Origin of the sequence: Mesorhizobium sp. YL-MeA3-2017 (assembly GCF_030814575.1) — a bacterium.
Lineage (GTDB): Bacteria > Pseudomonadota > Alphaproteobacteria > Rhizobiales > Rhizobiaceae > Mesorhizobium > Mesorhizobium terrae.
Map to the genome: position 1 here is coordinate 210,142 of NZ_JAUSVH010000001.1, position 24,268 is coordinate 234,409.

Annotated in this window: 21 protein-coding genes; 11 read left to right on the forward strand and 10 right to left on the reverse strand. The window is 64.7% G+C overall.

Features of this window, described 5'->3' with window-relative positions:
* Window positions 1–61: 61 nt before the first annotated feature.
* The 5 genes from QFZ88_RS00875 to glp are packed head-to-tail and all read left to right on the forward strand — an operon-like array spanning window position 62 to window position 5,474.
* Window positions 62–1,957, forward strand: coding sequence for a peptidyl-prolyl cis-trans isomerase (locus QFZ88_RS00875; RefSeq protein ID WP_024924077.1), 1,896 nt, complete (start codon window positions 62–64; stop codon window positions 1,955–1,957).
* Window positions 1,954–2,964 (forward strand): anthranilate phosphoribosyltransferase, encoded by a 1,011-nt coding sequence (trpD, locus tag QFZ88_RS00880; protein WP_024924078.1) that lies wholly within the window; start codon window positions 1,954–1,956, stop codon window positions 2,962–2,964. The genes QFZ88_RS00875 and trpD overlap by 4 nt, the downstream gene beginning before the upstream one ends.
* A 4-nt stretch (window positions 2,965–2,968) precedes the next feature.
* Window positions 2,969–3,781 carry an indole-3-glycerol phosphate synthase TrpC gene (gene trpC, locus QFZ88_RS00885; RefSeq protein WP_024924079.1) on the forward strand — a complete coding sequence of 271 codons (813 nt, stop codon included), beginning with the start codon at window positions 2,969–2,971 and terminating at the stop codon, window positions 3,779–3,781.
* A 2-nt stretch (window positions 3,782–3,783) separates the two neighbouring features.
* A complete protein-coding gene (moaC, locus tag QFZ88_RS00890) occupies window positions 3,784–4,269 on the forward strand; it encodes a cyclic pyranopterin monophosphate synthase MoaC (RefSeq protein WP_024924080.1) in 486 nt (161 codons plus the stop codon).
* On the forward strand, window positions 4,269–5,474 hold the full coding sequence (glp, locus tag QFZ88_RS00895; RefSeq protein WP_024924081.1) for a gephyrin-like molybdotransferase Glp: 1,206 nt from the start codon (window positions 4,269–4,271) through the stop codon (window positions 5,472–5,474). Before moaC ends, glp begins: the two co-directional genes overlap by 1 nt.
* 162 nt (window positions 5,475–5,636) lie before the next feature.
* On the opposite strand, the gene QFZ88_RS00900 is transcribed toward glp, so the two are convergent.
* A complete protein-coding gene (locus QFZ88_RS00900; RefSeq protein ID WP_024924082.1) occupies window positions 5,637–5,993 on the reverse strand; it encodes an antibiotic biosynthesis monooxygenase in 357 nt (118 codons plus the stop codon).
* A gap of 125 nt (window positions 5,994–6,118) precedes the next feature.
* Here QFZ88_RS00900 and QFZ88_RS00905 point away from each other — a divergent pair, with 125 nt between their 5' ends.
* Together QFZ88_RS00905 and lexA are read left to right on the forward strand one after the other, a co-directional pair.
* Window positions 6,119–7,006, forward strand: a complete 888-nt coding sequence (locus tag QFZ88_RS00905) for a LysR family transcriptional regulator (protein ID WP_024924083.1) — start codon at window positions 6,119–6,121, stop codon at window positions 7,004–7,006.
* 334 nt (window positions 7,007–7,340) lie between these two features.
* A complete protein-coding gene (gene lexA / locus QFZ88_RS00910; RefSeq protein WP_024924084.1) occupies window positions 7,341–8,063 on the forward strand; it encodes a transcriptional repressor LexA in 723 nt (240 codons plus the stop codon).
* 127 nt (window positions 8,064–8,190) lie between these two features.
* Here the strand turns inward: lexA and QFZ88_RS00915 are convergent, their stop codons facing one another.
* A complete protein-coding gene (locus QFZ88_RS00915; protein WP_024924085.1) occupies window positions 8,191–10,812 on the reverse strand; it encodes a ComEC/Rec2 family competence protein in 2,622 nt (873 codons plus the stop codon).
* A gap of 93 nt (window positions 10,813–10,905) precedes the next feature.
* Here QFZ88_RS00915 and gltX point away from each other — a divergent pair, with 93 nt between their 5' ends.
* The 4 genes from gltX (at window position 10,906) to QFZ88_RS00935 (ending at window position 15,061) form a co-directional block, all read left to right on the forward strand.
* Entirely contained in the window at window positions 10,906–12,327 is a 1,422-nt protein-coding gene (gene gltX / locus QFZ88_RS00920; RefSeq protein WP_024924086.1) for a glutamate--tRNA ligase, read from the forward strand.
* Window positions 12,328–12,504: 177 nt separating this feature from the next.
* Complete coding sequence (gene gltA, locus QFZ88_RS00925) at window positions 12,505–13,794, forward strand: citrate synthase (protein ID WP_024924087.1); 1,290 nt, start codon at window positions 12,505–12,507, stop codon at window positions 13,792–13,794.
* Window positions 13,795–14,075: 281 nt separating this feature from the next.
* Complete coding sequence (locus tag QFZ88_RS00930) at window positions 14,076–14,468, forward strand: DoxX family protein (RefSeq protein ID WP_024924088.1); 393 nt, start codon at window positions 14,076–14,078, stop codon at window positions 14,466–14,468.
* Between the two features lie 140 nt (window positions 14,469–14,608).
* Window positions 14,609–15,061, forward strand: coding sequence for a hypothetical protein (locus tag QFZ88_RS00935; RefSeq protein ID WP_036255259.1), 453 nt, complete (start codon window positions 14,609–14,611; stop codon window positions 15,059–15,061).
* A 41-nt stretch (window positions 15,062–15,102) separates the two neighbouring features.
* Here QFZ88_RS00935 and lpxB read toward each other — a convergent pair whose 3' ends face one another.
* The 8 genes from lpxB to QFZ88_RS00975 all read right to left on the reverse strand — a co-directional run bounded on the left by lpxB (window position 15,103) and on the right by QFZ88_RS00975 (window position 24,260).
* Window positions 15,103–16,275: a lipid-A-disaccharide synthase gene (lpxB, locus tag QFZ88_RS00940; RefSeq protein ID WP_024924090.1), complete on the reverse strand. Its 1,173-nt coding sequence runs from the start codon at window positions 16,273–16,275 to the stop codon at window positions 15,103–15,105.
* A complete protein-coding gene (locus QFZ88_RS00945) occupies window positions 16,265–17,176 on the reverse strand; it encodes an LpxI family protein (RefSeq protein ID WP_024924091.1) in 912 nt (303 codons plus the stop codon). Before QFZ88_RS00945 ends, lpxB begins: the two co-directional genes overlap by 11 nt.
* Window positions 17,151–17,984, reverse strand: a complete 834-nt coding sequence (gene lpxA, locus QFZ88_RS00950) for an acyl-ACP--UDP-N-acetylglucosamine O-acyltransferase (RefSeq protein WP_024924092.1) — start codon at window positions 17,982–17,984, stop codon at window positions 17,151–17,153. Before lpxA ends, QFZ88_RS00945 begins: the two co-directional genes overlap by 26 nt.
* A 13-nt stretch (window positions 17,985–17,997) precedes the next feature.
* Entirely contained in the window at window positions 17,998–18,468 is a 471-nt protein-coding gene (fabZ, locus tag QFZ88_RS00955) for a 3-hydroxyacyl-ACP dehydratase FabZ (RefSeq protein ID WP_024924093.1), read from the reverse strand.
* The gene (gene lpxD / locus QFZ88_RS00960; RefSeq protein WP_024924094.1) at window positions 18,461–19,513 is read right to left on the reverse strand and encodes a UDP-3-O-(3-hydroxymyristoyl)glucosamine N-acyltransferase; all 1,053 of its coding nucleotides are present in this window, start codon (window positions 19,511–19,513) and stop codon (window positions 18,461–18,463) included. The genes fabZ and lpxD overlap by 8 nt, the downstream gene beginning before the upstream one ends.
* A 75-nt stretch (window positions 19,514–19,588) precedes the next feature.
* A complete protein-coding gene (gene bamA, locus QFZ88_RS00965) occupies window positions 19,589–21,985 on the reverse strand; it encodes an outer membrane protein assembly factor BamA (protein WP_024924095.1) in 2,397 nt (798 codons plus the stop codon).
* Between the two features lie 218 nt (window positions 21,986–22,203).
* On the reverse strand, window positions 22,204–23,346 hold the full coding sequence (gene rseP, locus QFZ88_RS00970; RefSeq protein ID WP_024924096.1) for an RIP metalloprotease RseP: 1,143 nt from the start codon (window positions 23,344–23,346) through the stop codon (window positions 22,204–22,206).
* A gap of 98 nt (window positions 23,347–23,444) precedes the next feature.
* Complete coding sequence (locus QFZ88_RS00975; protein WP_024924097.1) at window positions 23,445–24,260, reverse strand: phosphatidate cytidylyltransferase; 816 nt, start codon at window positions 24,258–24,260, stop codon at window positions 23,445–23,447.
* Window positions 24,261–24,268 lie beyond the last annotated feature (8 nt).

Consider the following 24,268-nt stretch of genomic DNA (forward strand, 5'->3'; position numbering starts at 1 on the left):
CAATCGACAGTGGGCGTGAAGGACGCTATTGCGCTTGGCTTGATTTAATTTGGACAACGACATGCTCTCTACATTGCGGAACGCGGCGGGAACCTGGGTCGCGAAAGCGCTGCTCTCCCTGTTGGTGGTGAGTTTCGCCGTCTGGGGCATCTCCAGCCGCATGATGGGCACCATCGCCGGCCACCACAGTGTGCTGACCACGGGCGGCACTTCCGTCTCCGTCACCGAATACCGCCTCGCCTATGACCGCGAGATCAACGTCATGTCGCAGCAGTTCGGCCAGCGGCTGACGCGCGAACAGGCCAAGCAGCTGGGCGTCGAGAATCGCGTTCTGTCGCAGCTGGTCTCCGGCGCGGTGCTGGACGAGCAGGCGCGCAAGCTCGGCCTCGGCCTTTCGGAAAACCGCATCGCCGAGCTGACCCGCGAGGACGCCGCCTTCAAGGGCGCCGACGGTCAGTTCGACCGCCGCATGTTCGACTATGTGCTGCGCCAGATCGGCATGCGTCCGGAAGACTATCTGAAGAACCGCATGCAGGTGGCCACCCGCCAGCAGATCGTCGAGGCCGTCTCCGACGGCATGAAGGCGCCGGACACCTTCCTCAAGGCTGTCGCCCTTTATCGCGGCGAGGACCGCACCGTCGACTATCTGGTGCTGCCGAAGGCGATGGTTGAGCCGATCAATCCGCCGTCCGACAGCGACCTGAGGGCCTATTTCGAGGCCAACAAGAAGAAATACGCCGCGCCCGAATACCGCAAGTTCTCCTATGTGCGCCTCGAGCCCGAGGACATCATGGACCTCTCCGCGGTGACCGAGCAGCAGATCAAGGACGACTACGAGAAGAACAAGGCGCGCTACACGACGCCTGAAACCCGCACCATCCAGCAGCTCGTCTACAAATCGCCGGAAGCCGCCAAGGCTGCCGTCGATTCGCTGAAGAGCGGCGGCACCTTCGACAAGCTGATCACCGCCGAGGGCAAGACGCCGGCCGACACGCTTCTGGGCACGCTCTCCAAGGACAAGATCGGCGACAAGGCGGTGGCCGAGGCGGCCTTCGCGCTGAACGCCAACGAGGTCAGCCAGGTCATCCAGGGCGCCTTCGGCCCGGTGCTGGTGCGCGTCACCGAGATCAAGCCGGAAGTGGTGAAGCCGGTCGCGGAAGTCACAGCCGAGATCCGCAAGGAACTGGCCGTCAACGAGGCGAGCCGCATCCTGCTCGACACCCACGACGCCTATGAGGACGCCCGCGCCGGCGGCGCCACCATGAAGGAAGCGGCCGAGAAGCTGAAGCTCAAGGTAACCACCGTCGACGCCCTCGACCGCACCGGTCAGCGGCCGGACGCCACCGTGGTCACCGGCCTGCCGGAATCGGTGGCGCTGATCCGCGCCGTGTTCGACGCCGGTCAGGGCATCGAGAACGAAGGCCTGACCACCGCCGACAACGGCTATGTGTTCTATGAACTGAACGGCGTCACCCCTGCCCGCGACCGTCCGCTCGACGAAGTGCGTCAGAAGGTGGTCGCCGACTGGACGCTGGCCGAAGCCGACAAGCGCCTGACCGCCAAGGCCGACGAGCTGGAAAAGCGCGTCAAGGCTGGGGCCACGCTCGAAACCGTCGCCGGCGAACTCAAACTGGAGAAGCAGACCAAGCGCGGCCTCAAGCGCGAGACCGACGACGCCGATTTCGGCAAGGACGGCACCTCCGCCATGTTCGCCGTCGGCGAAGGCGGCTCGGGCGTCGTTTCGGCACCGACCGGCGCCGCCAAGATCCTGTTCAAGGTCGCCGAAGTGTTCGAGCCGGCCGGCGTCGATGCCAACACCATGCCCGACGACGTCAAGAAGACCTTCGCCTCGGGCATGTCCGACGACCTGCTCGACGAACTCGTGGCACAGCTGCGGACGCAGTTCGAGGTGCGCGTCGACCAGACAGCCGTTTCGCAGGCCCAGCAGGTCCAATGAGCGCGCTGAAGCCCCATATCGCCCGCGTGGCGGCCGGGCACAGGCTGTCCTTCGAGGAGGCGCGCGAGGCCTTCGACATCATCATGTCGGGAGACGCGACGCCCGGCCAGATCGGTGGCTTCCTGATGGCGCTGCGCGTGCGCGGCGAGGCGGTGAGCGAGATTTCCGGCGCGGTCGCCACCATGCGCGACAAGATGCTGCGCGTCGAGGCGCCGGCCGGCGCGATCGACATCGTCGGCACCGGCGGCGACGGCTCGCATTCGCTCAACATCTCGACCGCCTCGGCCTTCGTCATCGCCGGCGCCGGCGTGCCGGTGGCCAAGCATGGCAATCGCGGCCTGTCCTCGCAGACCGGTTCGGCCGACGTGCTGACCGGCCTCGGCATCAAGCTCGACCTGACGCCGGAGGCCATCGGCCACTGCATCGCCAAGGCCGGCGTCGGCTTCATGTTCGCGCCGTCGCATCACCCGGCCATGAAACATGTCGGCCCGGTGCGCGGCGAACTCGGCACCCGCACCATCTTCAACCTGCTCGGACCGCTGTCCAACCCGGCCGGCGTCACCCGCCAGATGGTCGGCGTGTTCGCGCCCGAATGGATTTTGCCAGTGGCCGAGACATTGAAGGCGCTGGGCGCCGACCATGCCTGGGTTGCGCATGGCGACGGCTATGACGAGATCACCACCACCGGCGAGACCGAGGTGGCCGAACTGGTTGGCGGCGCGATCCGTAGCTTCAAGCTGACGCCCGAGATGGTCGGTCTCAAGCGGCATTCGAAACAGGATCTGCGCGGCGGCGACGCCGCCTACAATGCCGAGGCGCTGCGCCGCATGCTGGCCGGGGCGCCGGGCGCCTATCGTGATACAGTGCTGATGAACGCCGGCGCCGGACTGGTGGTGGCCGGCAAGGCGGCGACGCTGGAGGACGGCATCGCGCAAGCGGTCGCCGCCATCGACAGCGGCAAGGCCAAGGCGGTGCTCGACCGGCTGGTGAAGGTTTCCAACGAGTAGGGCCATGGCCGATATCCTGCGCAAGATAGAAGCCTACAAGCGCGACGAGATCGCCGCCGCCAAGGCGCGCGTGCCGCTGGCCGAGATGAAGGTGCGCGCCGCCGATGCCGACCGCCCGCGGGGTTTCCTGGCGGCGCTGGAGACAAAACGCGCGGCCGGCGCCTTCGCGCTGATCGCCGAGATCAAGAAGGCGAGCCCGTCCAAGGGGCTGATCCGCGCCGATTTCGATCCGCCGGCGCTGGCGCGCGCCTACCAGGCGGGCGGCGCTGCCTGCCTCTCGGTGCTGACCGACGCACCGTCGTTCCAGGGCGCGCCGGAATTCCTGACCGAGGCGCGCAAGGCTTGTAACCTGCCGGCGCTGCGCAAGGATTTCCTGTTCGATCCCTATCAGGTCTACGAAGCGCGTGCCTGGGGCGCCGACGCCATCCTCATCATCATGGCAAGCGTCGACGACGGGCTGGCCGCCGAGCTCGAGGAAACCGCTTTCTCGCTCGGAATGGACGCGCTGATCGAAGTTCACGACGAGGAAGAAACGACGCGGGCGCTGAAACTGCGCTCGCGCCTCATCGGCATCAACAACCGCAATCTGCGCACCTTCGAGACCAGCCTCGAAACCTCGGAGCGCCTCGCCGGCATGGTGCCGGACGGGCGCCTGCTGGTCAGCGAAAGCGGCATCTTCACCCATGAAGACTGCCGCCGCATGGAAAAGAGCGGCATCGGCACCTTCCTGGTCGGCGAAAGCCTGATGCGACAGGCCGACGTGACCGGCGCCACGCGCACGCTTCTCGGGCTCGACGCCAGGGCCGAGGCCCTCTGACCGTGGCCGGCAGCGCCCTCACCCATCTTGGCGCTCAGGGCGAGGCGCATATGGTCGATGTCGGCGACAAGGCCGAGACGGTTCGCACTGCGGTGGCCGAAGGTTTTGTTGCCATGCAGGCCGACACGCTCGCCATGATCCTTGCGGGCAATGCCAAGAAAGGCGATGTGCTGGGCACCGCCCGCATCGCCGGCATCATGGCCGCCAAGAAGGCGCATGAACTGATCCCGCTCTGCCATCCGCTGCTTTTGACCAAGGTTTCGGTCGATATCGAGCCGGACCACGCCCTTCCCGGCCTGAAGGTAACGGCGCTGGCGCGCGTCACCGGCAAGACCGGTGTCGAGATGGAGGCGCTGACGGCCGCCTCGGTCGCCTGCCTCACCATCTACGATATGGCGAAGGCGGTGGACCGCGCCATGACCATTTCCGGTATCCGGCTGGTCGAGAAGACCGGCGGCAAATCCGGCGACTACAAGGCGGGTGCCTGATGTCGCTGGTGCCGGTCGACGACGCGCTGGCGCGCCTTCTCGGCGACGCCATGCCGCTGCCCGCCGAAACCATCCCGCTTGCCGAGGCTTATGACCGGGTTCTGGCCGAGCCGCTGGTGGCGCTGCGCACGCAACCGCCTTTCGACGCCTCCGCCATGGACGGCTATGCCGCCCGCGGCGCGGACGTGGCGGCTGCGGCGGGTCGCCTCACGGTGATCGGCCAGGCGCCGGCGGGCCGCGGATTCACCGGAACGGTGGGACCCGGCGAGACCGTGCGCATCTTCACCGGAGCGCCGCTGCCGGCCGGCGCCGACACCGTCGTCATTCAGGAAAACGTGCGCAATCTCGGCGACGGCACGGTCGAACTTCTGGAGCCGACCGCCGAAGGGCGCAATGTGCGCCGCAAGGGCCTGGATTTCGAGAGCGGCAACGTGCTGCTCGACAAAGGCCGGCTGCTTGACGCCGCCGCTTTGTCGCTTGCCGCCTCCGCCAATCACCCCACGGTGGCTGTCGTTCGCCGGCCGCTGGTCGCCATCATCGCCACCGGCGACGAATTGCTGCCGCCGGGCAGCGTGCTTGGTTCCGGCCAGATCATCTCGTCCAACGCCTATGGCGTCGCCGCCGCGGCGCAGGCGGTGGGCGCCAGGGCGCTCGACCTCGGCATCGCCGCCGACCGCAAGGACGCGATCGCCGCTTTGGTCAGGCATGCCGTCGACGCCGGTGCCGACATCATCGTCACGCTGGGCGGCGCCTCGGTGGGCGACCACGATTTGGTCCACGACGTGCTGACCGGCGAAGGCATGACGCTCGACTTCTGGAAGCTCGCCATGCGCCCCGGCAAGCCCCTGCTGTTCGGCCGCATGGGCGCCATTCGCTGCATCGGCCTGCCCGGCAATCCGGTCGCCAGCCTGGTCTGCTCGCAACTGTTCCTGAAACCGCTGCTCGCCCGCCTCGGCGGGCGCCTCTTCAGGCAAGACATGCGCGAGGTGAAACTGGCAAGTAATATGCCGGCTAATGATCGGCGCCAGGATTATGTTCGCGCGGTCGTGGAGGAGCGCGCTGGCGCCCTCATCGCCACCCCGTTGGGCATCCAGGACTCCTCGATGCTGCGCACGCTGGCCGATGCCAACGGGCTGATCGTGCGCCCGCCCTTCGCCGCCGCCGCTATCGCCGGCGAGCCCTGCCAGGTGCTGATGCTGCGCTGACGAGCGGAGCAAAAAACTGGCGGCAGCGAAGAACTGTTTTCAAGCCGCCGCACGTCCGCCTCGGACGTACAAAAAGCTCTTTAATCCCTTGAATTTACGCGTTGTTTTTACCGAACACCGATCCCGATTCTCGAACCGTCGCGCGCGGCATCGTTAGGTGAATCAGGTCGCCGCCACGCGCTTCGGCAGCACGAGATCGCCGACGGTGTAGGTGTGAAATTCGCTTTTGGACACCGCGTCCAGCTTGCGGAACTTCTCCACGAAGACTGGATCGGAGAAGAACGTGTCGACATCGCCGGCGCCCTGGATCGCTTCGACATTCACGACCGTTTGTCCGTCCGTGCTCTTGGCCAGCGTGCTCCAGAGGAAACCTTCCTTGCGTTCGGCGACATAGTGCACGACGTCCTGGATGATGGCGAAAGCCTCCTCCTGCTTTCCGGGGTGGGCGTGGATGACGTTGACGATGAAGGTCGTTGGCTGGGGAGTGGCCGCGAAGGCGGCGTTCGATTGGGTGGTCATGCGTATCTCCATTTGAGGATCGCGGCGGACTGTGCGCGACGGCATCTGGATATCGGGACGGAAATATCGGATAAATGGTCCGGTATTCTCATCACATCGGATATTTTTTCCGGAATTGACTCTCCATGGATACGCTTGGAACGCTTGGCATTTTCATTCAGGTGGCCGAGGCGGGAAGTTTCGCGAGCGCTGCGCAACGGCTCGGCCTGTCGGGTTCCGCTGTCGGCAAGGCCATCCTGCGGCTCGAGGACGAGATGGGCGCGCGCCTTTTTCACCGCTCGACGCGCAGTATGGCGCTGACCGAGGAAGGCAGTTTTTTCCTCGACAGCTGCCGGCGCATCCAGGCGGAATTCGAACAAGCTCAGGCCCAGCTGTCGCGGTCGCAGGCGACCCCGCGCGGGCAGCTTCGCGTGAGCCTTCCCCTGGCCGGCATGCTTTTGATGCCGACGCTGTCGGCTTTCATGGCAACATATCCGCAGATCAACCTCGATCTCGATTTCACCGACCGGCTTGTCGATGTCATCGAGGAGGGTTTCGACGCCGTCGTTCGAACGGGCGACGTCAAGGACACGCGCCTGATGAGCCGCAAGCTCGGGACATTCAGGCACATGATTGTCGCGGCACCCGAATATCTCGCCGAAAACGGCAGGCCGAGTGTGCCGGAGGACCTCCTCCTGCATCGGTGCCTGCATCATCGCTTCGCGAATTCGGGACGGCTCGAACCGTGGCCGCTGGCGCGCGATGGACGCGAGCTGAAGCTCGACCTTCCCGTCACCACGGTCGCCAGCACGTTGGAACCATTGATCTATCTCGCCGAACGATCTTTCGGCATCACATGCCTTCCGCCGTTTGCCGTATCCTCAGGCCTGGCCGAGAGAAAGCTGGTGCCGCTACTGGAAGACTACCTTAGCGAGGCCGGGACGTTTCGGATCCTTTGGCCGACCAACCGATACCTCTCGCCCAAGGTTCGGGTTTTTGTCGACTACATGGCTGCGAATCTTTTTGCCGAGTAATCACCAGGCTGGAAGGCGCGGGACGCGTAGCAGCAACGTCTTTGTCGGCCGGCTTGGCACAATCCGGCCGGGCCGTGCCTTTGTTGCAGGCCCGGGCTCTTCACACCGCGCGCCTGTTCTGCTCAACCATGCAGTGGCGCCTCGATTCTGCCATTTGCAAAGCCACTCGCCCCGGCGCGACGAAAAAGTCGAGATCGAGTTCCGGCGGCATCAGGCTGAACAAAGCGTCAACAGATTCATTAAACTTTAAATGGTTGCGGAACACAAATGGAACAGATAGTGTTTGTTCCGGGTTTGTTTTACTGATTCCGGTTCCAGTCCCCTGGGGGTGACAATGCTGACACGCAAGCAACACGAGCTTCTGCTCTTCATCCACGAACGACTGAAAGAAAGCGGCATCCCACCCTCTTTCGACGAGATGAAGGAGGCGCTCGATCTTGCATCGAAGTCCGGCATCCACCGCCTGATCACCGCTCTGGAAGAGCGCGGCTTCATCCGCCGGCTGCCGAACCGGGCCCGGGCGCTCGAAGTTTTGCGTCTGCCCGATTCCATCGCGCCCGGCCTCAACGCGGCCAGGAGGTTTTCGCCGGCCGTCATCCAAGGCAGCCTCGGCCGCCCGGCGGCCAAGGAGCCGCAGCGCCCGCAGTCGGCCAGCAATGACGACGATGCCGGCTCCGCCGTTTCCATTCCCGTCATGGGCCGCATCGCCGCCGGTGTGCCGATCGACGCCATCCAGCACCGCACGCATTCCATCTCGGTGCCGCCTGACATGATTTCGGGCGGTGACCACTATGCCCTTGAGGTCAAAGGCGATTCGATGATCGAGGCCGGCATTTTCGACGGCGACACGGTCATCATCCGCAATGCCAACACCGCCAATCCCGGCGAGATCGTCGTGGCACTGGTCGACGAGGAGGAAGCGACGCTGAAGCGCTTCCGCCGCAAGGGCGCGTCGATTGCGCTGGAGGCCGCCAATCCGGCCTATGAAACCCGCATTTTCGGGCCGGACCGGGTCAAGGTGCAAGGCAAGCTGGTCGGCCTGATCCGCCGCTATTAATGAGGCCGGAACAGGTCGGCTCGACGCGCTCGGAGCCGGCTCCAAGCGCTCGTAGCAGGTCTCTTTCCTCCGCTGAAATGTCGCGGAGCCGGTTTAGTGGACGCGGTCTTGCCGAATTGATAGCCGGCTAATTTTCTGGCGTTTGAGGCGCGTGATCTCGTTGTTCTGTCGTGACATCAGGACCGTTCGGCGTGGCATCGCGTTTGTTCGCACGCGCATCGCGCCTGTTTGTGTCGGCATCGAATCTGTTTGCCGAGGCATCGAATTTGCCTGCCTTGGCATTGGACTTCACGCGCTCCTGCTGCCGGGGCGGCAGGCCCCTCGCCTCGCGTGAAAACCGGCGCTGCGCGTGCCAGGGCCGGGAGCTGTCTTCGAGGGCGAAGCGCGCCGTTGCGGCAGCAGCGGCATTTTGCGGGTCGAAATAGACCGCCGCGCTGCCGGCGCGGGCCAGATCCTGTCGGGTGATGACGACGACGGCGGCGTCCTCGCAAAGATCGCGCGCCGTGGCGTCGTCGATGACGATCACGGCGGCGACCGCACAGGCGGGCTTCGCGGCGCGCGCATTGGGCGCCGTCGCCACGACCGGGCCATCGGGATGGCGGGCAAAGCAGAGATCCTGCGCACACAGAAACGGCGTGCCGGGCGGCAGGTCCTGCGCGTCCGCCAAGGCGACGCCGGCCGATGCCGCCGTCTCGGGAAGGACGACAGTCTCGGCATCGAGCGCGCGGCGCCAATTGTCGAGCGTGAACGCATTGGGGCGCGGCCGGCTGACCGCCAGTTCGCCGCCGCCGATGGGCATGGCGACGAGGCGCGCATCCTCGGCCACCAGCACGTCGGGCGTCTCGACATCGTCCATCGCCACGATGCCGGCGAAGGCCAGCGGCACGGCGAGCAGCCGCAGCCATGTCGTGGCCATGGCGCCGATCGCCAGTGCGGCCGTGACCAGCAAAACCGATTGCGTCGAGACGAGCCCGACGGCATCGACCGGCGAGCGTGCTGAGATCCATTCGGCGATCGCCATCATCGCCGACAACCCCTTGCCCATGGCGTAGAGGAACGGTCCGTCGGCCCCGAACGGCATGGCGAGCGCGCTGAAAACGGCGGCCGGCATGACGACAAGCGAGACGATCGGCATCACGGCAAGGTTGGCGAGCAGGCTGAGCGGCGAAATGCGCTGGAAGTGCCAGGCCGCGAACAAGGCCGTCGCAAGACCGGCGACGATGGACGTCACGGCGAGACCGATCAGCCCCACCAGCGACTTGTGTACGAGAAATCCCGCCAGCGACCGCGCCGGCGGCGGGCCGGTCGGCGCGATGCCCCGGCGTTCGGACCAGGCAGCATAGGCACCGATCAGCGCGGCGGTGGCGGCAAACGACATCTGGAAGGAGGGCCCGACCACCTCGTGCGGCGCGATCAGGATGACGACGACCGCCGATATCGCCAGATTGCGCATCGACAGCGCGGCACGATCCAAGAGAACGGCGACCAGCATCACCGCCAGCATGATGAAGCTGCGTTCGGCGGCCACCACCATGCCGGAGATGGCGAGATAGGCAGCGATCGAGACCAGCGCGGCAAGGGCCGCATATTTCTTCACCGGATGCCGCGCCGAAAAATCCGGAAACAGCGCGAAGGTCCCGCGCAGCAGCGCCATGACGGTTCCGGCCACCAGCGCCATGTGCAGGCCGGAAATGGAAATGATGTGATAGATACCGGTGCGCCGCATCGCCTCGTTGACGGGTTCTGGAATGCCGGCGCGCACGCCGACGATCAGCGCGGCGGCGATTTCGCCTTCCGCGCCGCCGATGGTGGCGCGAATGCGGGCAGCGATTGTCTCCCGCGCGGTTTCGACCGCCACCGACAGGCGCGCCATGACGGGCATCGCATCGTTCGCGGGCGTCACCAGTTTCGGCTTGCCCATGAAGAAGCCGGTGGCGCCGATGCCGTCGAAGAAGCTTTCGAAGGAAAAATCGTAGCCGTTTGGCCGCACTGGGCCGGCTGGCGGCATCAGCCGCGCATAACCGTTGACCTCCGAGCCGGCCTTGACGCCATCGGGCACCGCCAGCGCCGACAGGCGCACCCGCTCAGGCTGGTAGCGCAGCTTTGGCCGCTGGGTGCTAAGAACGTCCAGCGTCAGCCTTGTGCGGCCGCTCGCCATCGGCTCGACCGCCACGACGCGCCCGGTTATGCCGGTCGAGACCTCGGCGCCCAGCGTGTCGCCCGGCATACGCCAGGTCTCGACCTTGCCGGCCAGGATACCGAGCACGAAGAACAGCACGGCCATTGCCGCGAGATGAGCCTTCGCCCCGGCAAGCAAGGCAATGGCCGCCAGCGCAAGGCAGGAAGCAACCGGCTGAAGGAAGGCCGGTTCTTCGGTCAGCGAAAAATAGACGGCGGCACCTGCCGCCAGGAACACCGGCGCGAACAGAAATGCAGCACCCCGGTCGAGCTCCAGGCTGACAACCGAACCGAGTGCGCCGCGCCAGTCCTGGCGCAACAACAGCCGCATGCGCCGTGTCCAGACGGCGATGCGATCAGGCAAGACCGGAGGTGGCTGAAGTCTGGCGATCTCCGGCGGCAATACGGGGATGACGCGGCTCTCCGCCACCGGCCCGCCGGCCTCGTTTGCGCCATCGGGCAGCCGGGCCGCAGGCGGGAAAAGCGGCTGGGTCGAAGCAAAGAGAAGCTGCTCGCTGATGCCGCGATCGGCATCCGCCCCGCCCTGCCCGCTCCGGCCCCGTCCAGCCATCGGGTCTGCCCCTTGCGCCCCCGACCTCCTATGCTACATGAACGCCCAAACAACGAAAGTCCGCGCCTTTGGCGCCCCTTCCTTGAGAGTTCCATGTCCGATCAGGTTATCACCCGCTTCGCCCCATCCCCCACCGGTTACCTGCATATCGGCGGCGCCCGCACGGCGCTGTTCAACTGGCTGTATGCCAAGCACACCAACGGCAGGATGCTGCTGCGCATCGAGGACACCGACCGCGAGCGTTCGACCGACGCAGCCACCGCCGCGATCCTCGACGGCATGGCCTGGCTGGGGCTGAGCTGGGATGGCGATGCGATCTCGCAATTCGAGCGCGCCGCGCGGCACCGCGAGGTTGCCGAGGAGCTGGTGCGCATGGGCAAGGCCTATTACGCCTATGAGACGCCGGCCGAACTCGAAGCCATGCGCGAGCATGCGCGGGCGAACGGGCTGCCGCCCCGCTATAACGGCCACTGGCGCGACCGCGATCCGTCCGAGGCGCCCGAGGGCGTGCGCGGCGCGGTCCGCATCAAGGCACCGCTGGAAGGCGAGACGCTGGTGCGCGACCGCGTGCAGGGCGAAATCCGCTTCCCCAACAAGGACCTCGACGATTTCATCATCCTGCGCTCGGACGGGGTGCCGACCTACATGCATGCGGTGGTCGTCGACGACCACGACATGGGCGTCACCCACATCATCCGTGGCGACGACCACCTGACCAACGCCGCGCGCCAGACCACCATTTACGATGCGATGGGCTGGGACGTGCCGGTGTGGGCGCATGTGCCGATGATTCTCGGCGCCGATGGCGCCAAGCTTTCCAAGCGGCATGGCGCGCAGGGCATCGATGCATACCGCACCATGGGCTATCTGCCGGCCGCGGTTCGCAATTATCTGGCGCGGCTCAGCTGGAGCCATGGCGACGACGAAGTGATGACGCTCGACCAGATGATCGGCTGGTTCGACATCGACGACATCAACAAGAGCCCAGCCCGTTTCGATTTCGCCAAGCTGGAGGCGCTGAACGGCGTGCATATGCGCGGCATGGACGACGCCGCGCTGACCGAGGCACTCTTCGACACGCTGCCTTATCTGCCGAATGGCGAGGCGCTGGCCGCCCAGCTGGACGATGCGAAGAAGGCGCAGGTGCTGCAGGCGATGCCGGGCCTCAAGGAGCGCGCCAAGACTCTGGTCGAACTCGCCGACAGCCTCTATTTCATCGCCGCCAGCCGCCCGCTGCAGCTGGACGAGAAGGCCGCCGGCCTGCTCGACGCCGACGCCAAGGCCGTGCTGAAGGCGGTGCTGTCGCACTTCCAGGCGCTGGACGAATGGAGCGCCGCCACCACGGAGGCAGCCGTGCGCGCCTGCGCGGAAGCAACGAACCTCAAGCTCGGCAAGGTGGCCCAACCCTTGCGCGCCGCGCTCACCGGGCGCAGCACCTCGCCCGGTGTTTTCGACGTGTTGGCGGTGCTCGGTCGTGACGAAAGTCTCGCTCGCATTGCCGATCAAATCGATTAGGAGATCTGGCCCAAGAACTTTGGCATTGAAAGGCGCGTTTTGCGGTGCAACATTGCCGCTGGATCAAACAGCCCTATTTCCCTCGGCGGCTGCAATCTCGCGCATTTCAGAGGCTTACAGCGTTTTGCGTGGCGGATTGATTTTGCCTGAAGGCATAGGAACAAGAAGGAGTTAGCGATGACCGGACAGACGGCGAAACTGGAACTCGGCGGCAAGACGCACGAGTTCAAGGTCCGAAGCGGCTCCGTCGGCCCGGACGTCATCGATATCGGCGCGCTTTATACCACCACCGGCGCCTTCACCTACGATCCTGGCTTCACCTCCACCGCCAGCTGCGAATCGCAGATCACCTTCATCGACGGCGACGCCGGCGTGCTTTTGCACCGCGGCTACCCGATCGACCAGTTGGCCGAACACGGCGATTTCCTCGAGGTCTGCTACCTGCTGCTCTACGGCGAACTGCCGACCAAGGCGCAGAAGGACGATTTCGACTATCGCGTCACGCGCCACACCATGGTGCACGAGCAGATGAGCCGCTTCTTCACCGGCTTCCGCCGCGACGCGCACCCGATGGCGGTGATGTGCGGCGTGGTCGGCGCGCTGTCGGCCTTCTATCACGACTCCATCGACATTTCCGACCCGCACCAGCGCATGGTCGCCTCGATCCGCCTGATAGCCAAGATGCCGACGATTGCGGCGATGGCCTACAAATACCATATCGGCCAGCCCTTCGTTTACCCGAAGAACGAGCTGAACTTCGCCGCCAACTTCCTGCATATGTGCTTCGCGGTGCCGTGCGAGGAATACAAGGTCAACCCTGTGCTGGCGCGCGCCATGGAGCGCATCTTCATCCTGCATGCCGACCACGAGCAGAACGCCTCGACCTCGACGGTGCGGCTGGCCGGCTCGTCGGGCGCCAATCCCTTCGCCTGCATCGCCGCCGGCATCGCCTGCCTGTGGGGCCCGGCGCATGGCGGTGCCAACGAGGCGGCGCTCAACATGCTTTCGGAGATCGGCACCGTCGATCGTATCCCGGAATTCATCGCCCGCGCCAAGGACAAGAACGATCCGTTCCGCCTGATGGGCTTTGGCCACCGCGTCTACAAGAACTACGACCCGCGCGCCAAGATCATGCAGAAGACCACGCATGAAGTGCTGGGCGAACTCGGCATCAAGGACGATCCGATGCTCGACGTCGCCATGGAGCTCGAGAAGATCGCGCTTACCGACGCGTATTTCATCGAGAAGAAGCTTTACCCGAACATCGACTTCTATTCCGGCATCACGCTGAAGGCGCTGGGCTTCCCCACCGCCATGTTCACCGTGCTGTTCGCGGTCGCCCGCACCGTCGGCTGGATCGCCCAGTGGAAGGAGATGATCGAGGACCCGCACCAGAAGATCGGCCGCCCGCGCCAGCTCTACACCGGCGCCCCGGAACGCGACTACGTGCCGATCGCCAAGCGCTGAAGCCTTCCAGATCTGGCAGTATCCAGCCGCCCCTGATGCAGCCGCGTCCGGGGCGGTTTGCTTTGCTCCGCCAGCCGCCGAACATTGAGCCGAGATGCTCCGGCATCGCTGGAATCGCGCGCAGATCATCACGCGTTTTTCAACAACAGTTGATTTGAAGCGGCCGGCATGTGACCGGCAGGCGGTGGTCTCGACCGAAAATCCCCTATAGAGGCGGTCCGGCAGTACTGTGGTACAGCGATTTAGACTAGAATCATTCCAGAGAGACATTGAGGGAAATAATGAAGTTTACTTTCTTGCAGCCTTGGGCTCCGCAGTTGCTCAGCATCCTGCGTATTCTCACCGCAGCGACCTTCTTCTCGCATGGCGCGATGAAGCTGCTTGGCTGGCCCGCACCGTTCCCCTACCCGCTGAACAGCCTGACGACGGCAGCCGGCATGCTGGAAATCGTCGGCGGCGTGCTCTTGGCGATCGGCCTGTTCTCGCGCCCGGTGGCCTTCATCCTGTCCGGCCTGATGGCGTTCGCCTATTTCATGGCGCATGCGCCGCAGGGCTTCTTCCCGGTGCTGAATGGCGGCGAAGCGGCGATGCTGTTCTGTTTCGCCTTCCTCTACATCGCGGCCGCCGGCCCCGGCCCGTGGAGCGTCGACGCGGTGCTCGGCAAGGCCAAGTAACAGCCACAAGCATAAGAACCTCGAGCAACCGGCCCAAAAGGCCGGTTGTTTTGTTTCCGGCCCGTACTCCTGACGCAAGGGTGTCAGCAGCGCTCGGCTAGAGCATGTCGAGCGTCAGTGAACAAAACGCGAGGCCGGCCATGCTGAAACCGTTCCAGACCAATTCGACCATAATGCGGTCGATGCTGCTGGTCACCTTCCAGGCTCCGGCCGAAGATGTCGACCGCATCATGCGGGCCGTCACCGCTGTCGCGCCGCTGACCATGGGCAATTACGACAGCAATTCCTATCAGTCCGATGCGGGCATCGAACGCTATCGGCCACTGCAAGGCGCGGCCGCCGGCGCCGAGACCGGGCTGCGCGAGCGGCCGGGCGTCGTCGAGGTTTCTTTCGAGATCGAGAACGATGCCGTCAACACCGACCAGATCGAACGGATCGTCGAAGCCATCTTCCAGGCGCACAGCTATCAGGAACCGGTCATCCGCATCCGCCCAATCCTGAGCAGCCGTTCGCGCGGCCTCGACGACAGCGCCAATCCGAACCGCTGGTGGAACACGACCGGCGACTGGAAGAAACGAGAGCAGGTCGGCTGATTGGCCGGCGTCGCCGCCGGCTCTAGACTTTAGGAGCGCCGTCAGGAGCGCTTGGCGATTTCAGCAAGAACGACGTCGGCCGCGATCTCGCCGGCCGGACGGTCCGTGGCCATGCGGCGGCGCACCTCGTCGAAACCGGCCTTTTGCCAGGCACGCAGCCCGCCTTCCGACCACAGCGCCTCGATCTGTCGGGCAAGGTTCTGTGGCCTCACATAGATGTCGTAGAATTCGGTCACCAGCGCCTTGTCGGCGATCAGGTTGGGCAACAGCGCCGACCAGGTGGTGATGAGTTTCTGCACCAGCTTGGCGACGGCGTCGAGCTTGTAGGTAGAGACCATCGGAACGCCCGCCAGCGCCAGTTCCAGCGACACGGTTCCCGACGCGATCAGCGCGGCATCGGCCTCGCCGAAGGCCTGCCATTTGCGCTCGGGCTCCAGCAGGATTTCAGGCTTCTGCGACCAGCTGGATACCGTGGAGCGCACGAAATCGGCCACATGCGGCACGGTGGGCAGCAGGAGCCGCATCTGGTGCCCCCGCGCGGCGAGCACTGAGACGGTCTCGCCGAACGGCTCCAGCAGCCTGCGCACCTCGCCCCGGCGCGATCCCGGCAGAAGAAGCAACGTCTTCACCCGATCGTCGGAGAGATCGCGCGGCGCGGCCTGCATGGCGGCTGCCTTGAGCACATTGGCGTCGTGGCTCAACCGATGGCCGACATAAGTGCCCGCAGGCCCCTTGAGACGCTCCAGCTCCTTCACCTCGAACGGCAGGATGCAGAGGATGTGGTCGACATAGGGCCGCATCGCCAGCGCCCTGCCCGGCCGCCAGGCCCAGACCGACGGGCAGACATAATGCACGATCGGGATCGACGGATGCGCCGCGCGCACCTTCCTGGCGACACGCAGCGAAAAATCCGGACTGTCGATGGTGATCAGGCAATCCGGCTTTTCGGCACCGACCAGCGCTGCTGTCTGGCTGATGCGGCGCATCAGGCGCGGCAGGCCGGCCAGCACCGCGCTGACACCCATCAGCGCGATTTCGCTGGCATCGAAGGGCGGGACGAGGCCTTGCGCCTGAAGGTGGCGCCCGCCGAGACCGACGAGTGTGATGTCGCGCCCGCTCTTGCGCCGCAGCGCCTCGATGAGATCGGCGCCGAGCAGATCGCCGGACTCTTCGCCGGCCACGATCGCGATCTTGAGCGGTCGATCAGCCGCCATCGGCGCCTCCCCGGGGCGGCAGGCCATAGACGAACAGGCCAAGCGCATCGGCCCTGGCGATGACGGCGGCGCTGTCGAGGATCAGCGAGCGGCCCGCCTCGACGGCGATGCCAGCCAGGCCAGCCGCATGAGCGCCTTCCACCGTCTGCAGGCCGATGGACGGCAGGTCGACACGAAGCTCCTGTTCCGGCTTGGCGCATTTGACCAGCACGCCGCCGGTCTTGCCGGCAAGCCGGCCATGGCCGCGCAAGGCTTTCACCCGCTCCAGCAGGCCATCGGTGCCCTCTATGCCTTCGAGCGCGATGGCACGACCGCCGATCGCCACCGCGCCCTGGCCGATATCGAGCGCGCCGATGGCGACCGCCGCCTCGCGAGCCGCCTCGATGTCGCGCCAGTCAGCCTTGCCGGGAACGGTCCGTGTGAGGCTGCCTTCGCTGGTTGTCAGGTCGGGCACGATCTGGTGGGCGCCGAGCACGGTGAAACCGCGTGCCTCGAGGCCGCGAACGACCACCTTGAGCAAACCGTCATCGCCACGCGCCAGTGCCGAAATCACAAGCGGAACAACGGCAAGCAGGCCGAAATTGAAGCGCATGGCGCTCAGTCGCGGCCGGCGCCTGATCTCGCCCGCCAGGACGACATGGGTGACGCCATGGCGACGCAGGATGCCGACCAGCGAACCGAGCGATTCGATCGCAAGAACCTCATGTTCGAAGCGACCGAGCCCGCCGGTGGGCGACGCTTCGCCCTCGACCATCAGCACGAATGGCGCGAGACCCTGGGCAACAAGGCCGTCAGCTACATCGAGCGGCAGCCTGCCGCCGCCGGCGATGATGCCGACCTTGGCACCGGCAGCGAGACGAAGGCGCCCGGCGCCCTCAGGCGTCGTTTTCGGCGTCGTCATCGGCCCCGCCCTTCAGCGGCGGCACGGTATAGTGCCGCTTGCCGCGGCTGGTGATGAAATCGATGATCTTCATCGCCGCTGGCGAGGCGGAGAATTCGGCCTTGGCCAATTCGACATTCTCGGCAACGGTGCGCGACGGGTCGAAGATCGTGTTGTAGGCGCGGCGCAGCAGATGGATTTCCGAGCGCGGCACGCCGGAGCGCTTCAGGCCGATGATGTTGAGGCCGCGCAGCTTCGCCCGGTTGCCGACAGCGATCGCATAAGGAATGACGTCGCCGACAAAGGCCGAGCAGCCGGCGAGGAAGGCGTTGTCGCCGACGCGCACGAACTGGTGCACGGCGGAGAGGCCGCCAATATAGACATTGTCGCCGATTTCGCAGTGGCCGCCGAGCGTGGCGCCATTGGCGAAAGTGGCGTTCTTGCCGACGATGCTGTCATGGCCGATATGGGAATAGGCGAGGAAAAAGCCGTTGTCGCCGACGGTGGTCTCGCCGCGGCTGTCGTCGGTGCCCAGATGCATCGTCACGCTTTCGCGGATCGTGCAGTTGGCGCCGATCACCAGCGTGGTGCGGCCGCCCTTGTGCTTGGTGTTCTGCGGCGGCGCGCCAAGCACCGTCATCGGCCACACCTTGGTGCCGGCGCCGATGGTCGTGGCGCCCTGTACCGAGACATGGCCGACCAGTTCGACATTGTCGCCGACGACCGCGTCGGCACCGATGTGGCAGAAGGGACCGATGCGAGCGCCAGTACCAATCTGGGCGCCGGCCTCGACAACCGCCGAAGGATGAATGTTCGTCTGAATTGTCATGCGTTCCTGGAACTTACGGCCGTTCGTTAACGACCATCATTGCCTGCACCTCGGCCTCGGCGACGACGGCGCCCTCGACCTTGCCTTCGCAGGCGAATTTCAAAAGATTGCCACGCTTCTTGAGTTTGCGGACATGGATGAACAACTGATCGCCCGGCACCACCGGCTTGCGGAATTTGGCACCGTCGATGGTCAACAGATAAACCAGCGACGGCTTTTCCGCGCCGGCGGCACGAATGCAGACAGCACCGGCGGTCTGCGCCATCGCCTCCAGGATCAACACGCCCGGCATCACCGGATGCTCGGGGAAATGACCCATGAAATGCGGTTCGTTGATGGTGACATTCTTGACGCCGATGGCGGAATTGTCGCCATCGATGTCGACGATGCGGTCGATCATCAGGAACGGATAGCGATGGGGCAAGATCTTCATCAACCCGATGAGGTCGACGGCTTCAAGCGTCGCGCCGGCCATATCAGCCATTCTTGTCCCCCTTCGAATGCTTCGTAAATGCGCGGATCGCCGAGAGCTCTCGGAAGAAATCACGCATCGGCTGCGCTGGCATGCCGGCCCAACGTTCACCCGCGGGAATGTCATACATCAAGCCCGACGACGCCGCCACCTGCACCCTGTCGCCGACCGTGATGTGATCGGCAATGCCGACGCGGCCGCCCAGCATGACGTAGTCGCCTAGTGTCACGGAACCGGAGAGACCGCAATGGCCGGCGATGATGCATCCCCTGCCAATGCGCACGTTGTGGGCGATCTGGACCAGATTGTCGATCTTGGTGCCCTCGCCGATCACCGTATCGGTCATCGCGCCGCGATCGACGGTGGTGTTGGAGCCGATCTCGACATCGTCCTGTATGACGACGCGGCCGATCTGCGGCATGCGTTCCGGCCCCTTGGCACCGCCGGCGAAGCCGAAACCGTCCTGGCCGATCCTGGCGCCGCCATGAATGACGACGCGGTTGCCGACCAGCGCGTATTGCACGCTGGCGCCGGGCCCGACATAGCCGTCGCGGCCGATCTGGCAGTTGCGGCCGATAACGGCGGTGGGAGCAATCACGGTGCCCGCGCCGATCGACGCGCCGGCGCCGATGATGGCGCCCGCCTCGACAATGGCGCCGGGCTCGATATGTGCGGTATCGTCGACGAAGGCGTTACGCGAAATGCCTGTTTCGGAGGTCAGCGCCACCGGCGTCGAGGCGGCCGGATAAAGCAGCCTGCCGACCGTGGCGAAAGCCTGCTGGGGACGTGGATTGACGAGCACGGCGACGCCGGCCGGTGCCTGGTCGGCGACATCCGACGGGCACAGCACGGCCGCGGCCTTGAGGCTCGGCATCAGGCCGGCATTACGCTTGCCGTCGATGAACACCAGGGCCTTATCGTTGCCGTCCGAAGCGGAGGCGATCGTCTCGATGACGGTCTCGGCATAGGCCAGATTGGCAATGGCCGAGCCGGTCAAGTCCGCGACCTCGGCCACCGTGAACCGGCGCGAAGGCACAAAAAACACCGGTTCGGTCATTCCTGAGCGGTTTCCAGCTAGATGGAACCCCGACCTCCCGGGCCATCGGGCCCGGAAGTCGTCGCGGTTCTCAAATCAGAAGCGGGTCGATATGCCGAAGTTGAATTCCTGGACGTTGTCCGTCTTTTCCTTCTTCAGCGGTATCGCGTAGTCGATGCGCAGCGGTCCGAACGGCGAAGCCCACATCAGGCCGATACCGGCCGACGCCCGCAGCTTCATGCCGGTCGTCGACGAGTCGACACCAAAAACGTCATTGCCATACAGCGTTGCCGCATCGGCGAACACCGCGCCACGCAGGCCGAGGCTTTCCGGAACGACCGGCAGCGGGAATTGCGCTTCGGCCGACGCATTGAAGTAGGTCGTGCCACCGAGATGGTCGCGGCTGCCGTTGGCAGTCGGCGTGGAAGCCGGGCCGATACCGTTGAACTCGAAGCCGCGGATCATGCGGTCGTTGTTCTGGAACATGTCGAAGACGCGCAGATCGTTGCTGCCGTAACCGATGATGTGGCCAGCGCCGCCGGAAACCACGCCAACGATGTCCAGCTCTTCCGACAGCGTCTGGTAGATCGAGCTGCGCGCCGAGAGCTTGACGAACTTGGCATCGCCACCCAGGCCCGCCACCTCGACGGTGCCGTTGGCATAGATGCCGTAGTGCGGGTTCTTCATATCGTCGATGGTGTTGTACACCAGACCGGCGCTGACCGACGACTTGATCCAGGCGCCGCGCGGCTGGCCGGTAAGCGGGTCGGTGATGGCGTTCTGAATGGCGGTCGACACGTTACAGAGCAGCGGGTTGAAGACGCCGGTCGAGTCGAAGCAGCCGTTGTCGTACTTATACTTCTCCTGGGAGATGTTGTAGGCGAGCTGCGTCGTGATGTTCTGCGTGATCGGCAGACCGAAACGGATGGTTCCGCCGATCGTTTCCGAATCATAGGCGTCGTATTTGCGGGTCGACCGATAGATGTCGAAACCGGCTGCGATGCGACGGCCGAGGAAATACGGCTCGGTGAAGGAGACGCTGAAGTCACGCGACCTGCGGCCACCGCCGGCCGACAGCTTGATGAACTGGCCACGACCGAGGAAGTTACGCTCGGTGATCGAGCCGGTGACCGACGGACCGGGCGTTTCGCCGCCGGTCGAATAGCCGGCGCCGACCGAGAAGTCGCCGGTCGACTTCTCGACCACGTCAACCACCAGAACAACCTGGTCCGGCTCGGAGCCTGGCTGCGTCGAAATCTCGACCTTTTCAAAATAATCAAGCGCTTCCAGGCGCTTCTTCGCGCGCTGCACGAGAACCTGGTTGAAGGCATCGCCTTCGCTGAGGTCAAACTCGCGACGAATCACGTAGTCGCGCGTGCGGCTGTTGCCGCGGATTTCGATGCGCTCGATATAGGCCTTGGCGCCCTGATCGATCGTGTAGGTGACCGAAATCGTCTTGTTCTCGAAATTACGGTCGCCACGCGGCGTAACCTGCGCGAACGCATAACCCTGGCCAGCGACCCGCTCGGTCAGCGCGATGATCGAATCCTCGACCTTCTTGGCGTTGTAGGTGTCGCCCTTATAGGTCTGAACCACCGCCTGCAGCGCCTTGGCATCGACTTCCGGGATGGAGCTGTCGACGTTGATTTCGCCGAAATCGTAGCGCTCGCCCTCATCGACCGTGACGGTGACGGTGTACTGGTTGTTGGAGCTGTCGAGCTCGCCCGAGGCCGAGACGACCTGGAAGTCGGCATAGCCGCGATTGTAGTAGAAGCGGCGCAGCAGCTCCTCGTCGGCCTTCAGCTTGTCCTGATCGAACACGTCGTCACGCAGGATGAACGACAGCCAGCTCGACTTCTTGGTGCCGATCACGTCGGACAGGCGACGGCTCGAGAAAGCCTTGTTGCCCACGAAATTGACGGCGACGATCTTGGTGCGCTCGCCTTCGTTGACGTTGTAGACGACGTTCACGCGGTTTTCGCCCAGATCCATGATCTGGCTGGTGACGGCGGCGTCATCGCGGCCGATGCGGCGATAGGCTTCCTTGATCGTCTCGATGTCGGCGTCGACGGCGGCCTGCGAATAGGACGAACGCGGCTTCAGCTGCACGGTGTTGGCGAGCTGGGCGTCCTTGATCTTCTTGTTGCCCTGGAAAATGACCTGGTTGACGACCTGGTATTCGGAAACCTTGATGACCAGCGCCGAACCGACCTGGTTGATGCGCACGTCGGAGAACAGCCCGGTGCCGAACAGCGCCTTCACGGCTTCGTCGATATCGGCATTCGAGAACGCCTTGCCCGGCTTGATCTTCACATAATTGCGAATCGTCTCGGCATCGACACGGGTGTTGCCACTCACATCGACCCGGCTAACCACAGCCGCATGGGCAGCAGACACGGACGCAAACTGAACAGCGAGCGAACCCGGCACAACCAGGGCGGCTGACATAGCCGCCGCGGACGCGGCGCTCAGAAACTTGGATGCTGCCTTCATCGGGCTTTAAAACCTTTTCTCGAAGTCCCCACGGCGAGAAAACCGGACGTCGCGGTCATTTTCCCGTACCGTATTAACCGGATTTTCCCTACACGCAAGGCTTCTGGTTAATTTGTATTTACTTACCAACCCAGCGTGGCTTTCGCGTCACTCATATCCCCGCTCATGGTAAACGGCGCCTCAACAAGCCGCTCCGCGAGCCAAATTCTTTCATGATTTCAGCACCCAAAGAGATCGTTCCAGAAAACGAACCCCATAAACCCCAAAACCAGAATCATCCCCGTTCGATAGACCGCTTCCATCATCCGCTCCGACACCGGCCTCCGGATGACGGCCTCGATCCCATAGAAGAGAAGATGGCCGCCGTCGAGGGGCGGAATCGGCAAGAGATTGAGTATCCCTATACCGACCGATAGCAACGCGACAAGTTGCACGAGCCATTCGAAGCCGAGTTTGGCCGCCTGCCCGGCCATGCCGGCGATCTTGACCGGCCCGCCAAGCTGGCATTTGTCCTCGCGGCCGACCACGAAACGCTTCATGAAGAGGCCGGTGCGCTCGACAATCTGGCCGGTTGCCTCGACGGCCGCGACCACGGCGCCTCCGGGCGAATAGGTGATCAGCCGCGGCTGGCCGACCTCGGCATTGTTGCCGACGCCGATCACCGCCATCTTCACCTTGTTGCCGAGCGCGTCCTTTTCCTCGGAAAGCTGTGGCGTCGCCACCACGGTAACGTTCTTGCCGTCGCGCAGCATCACGAAGGTCATGGCATCGCCCGCCCGGCCGGAAACCAGCCGCTGCACGTCGGAGAAGGTCTCGACCTTCTCGCCATCGACGCTGACGAAGCGGTCGCCCGGCAGAATGCCGGCCACGGCGGCCGGGCTGTTCGGCCGAACCTCGGCGACCGTCGGCTCCAGCACGTAGCGGCCGAAGCTCAGGAACAGCACGGCGAAAACGACGATCGTCAGCAGGAAATTGAACAGCGGCCCGGCAAACACGGTCGCGGCGCGCTTCCAGATCGGCTGCGTGTGGAAGGCGACCTTGCGCTCGTCGTCGGTTAGCTTCTCGATCTCCTCGGAGCCGGGCTGGCTGGAGGTCGCGTTCATGTCGCCGACGAATTTGACATAGCCGCCGAGCGGTATGGCGCAGAGTTTCCAGCGCGTGCCGTGGCGGTCGGTGAAGCCGACGAGTTCCGGACCGAAACCGACGGAAAAGGCGCGCACGCCGATGCCGCAGAGGCGGCCAACCAGATAGTGGCCCATCTCGTGCACGAAGACGACGACGGTCAGCACGAACAGGAACGGGATGAGCGTGCCGAGCACGACGCCACCGATGCCGAACAATCCGGGAAGAAAATCGTTCAAATCACGTCCTCAAAATTCCCGGCGTATATCCGCGCCGCAAATGTGACCTCAATCGGGGCGAATCCGTGGCGGACGCCACCCGAAGCTCAACGATAATTTCAGACCGGAAACAAGCCGTGTGCCGGATGATCGGCCGAGCCGGCCATCCAGCCAATCAGGTAAAGCGCCGCAGCCGCAGCCACCAGCCCGTCGACACGGTCCATGACACCGCCATGTCCCGGGATGATGGCGCTGGAATCCTTGCAATCGTGCCGTCGCTTCACCCAGGATTCGAACAGGTCGCCAGCCTGGGCCACGATTGAAAGGAACAACGCCACCAGCGCCAGCGTTGCCAGATTGGACAGTCCGAGCACGAGCGCGAGCAGCAGTCCTGCCGCAAGGCCGAACACCGCACCACCCAGCGCGCCGCTCTGCGTCTTGCCTGGGGAAATCGCCGGCGCCAGCTTCGGCCCGCCGACGGCACGACCGACAAAATAGGCGAAAATATCGGTCGCCCAGACCACCGCGAACAGGAACAGCACCGCGGCGAGGCCCGACCAGTCGGAATCACGCAGGAAGGCTAGCGAAAAGCCGGACAGGCCGGCATAGGCGACACCGACCGCGTCCCACTGCCCTGCCCCGCGCATGGCACCGACAATGGCCGCGATGGCGACCGCGGCAACCAGCACGACAAGGGTCGGCATAGCCGGCAGGCCGGCAACCAGAACACCCAGAAAGACCAGCATCGACGCTTCCGGTACAAAGCCGAGCCCCGGCCCGGCCTTGGCGCGCGTCATATGCGTCCATTCATAAAAGATCGCGCCCGCGATCAGCGCCGCCAGCAGCCGGAACGGCAAACCGCCGAGCCAAGTCAGCGCCAATGCGGCGATACCAAGCACGACAGCTGAAACGACCCGGGTCTGGAGGTTGCTCAGCTGACCCG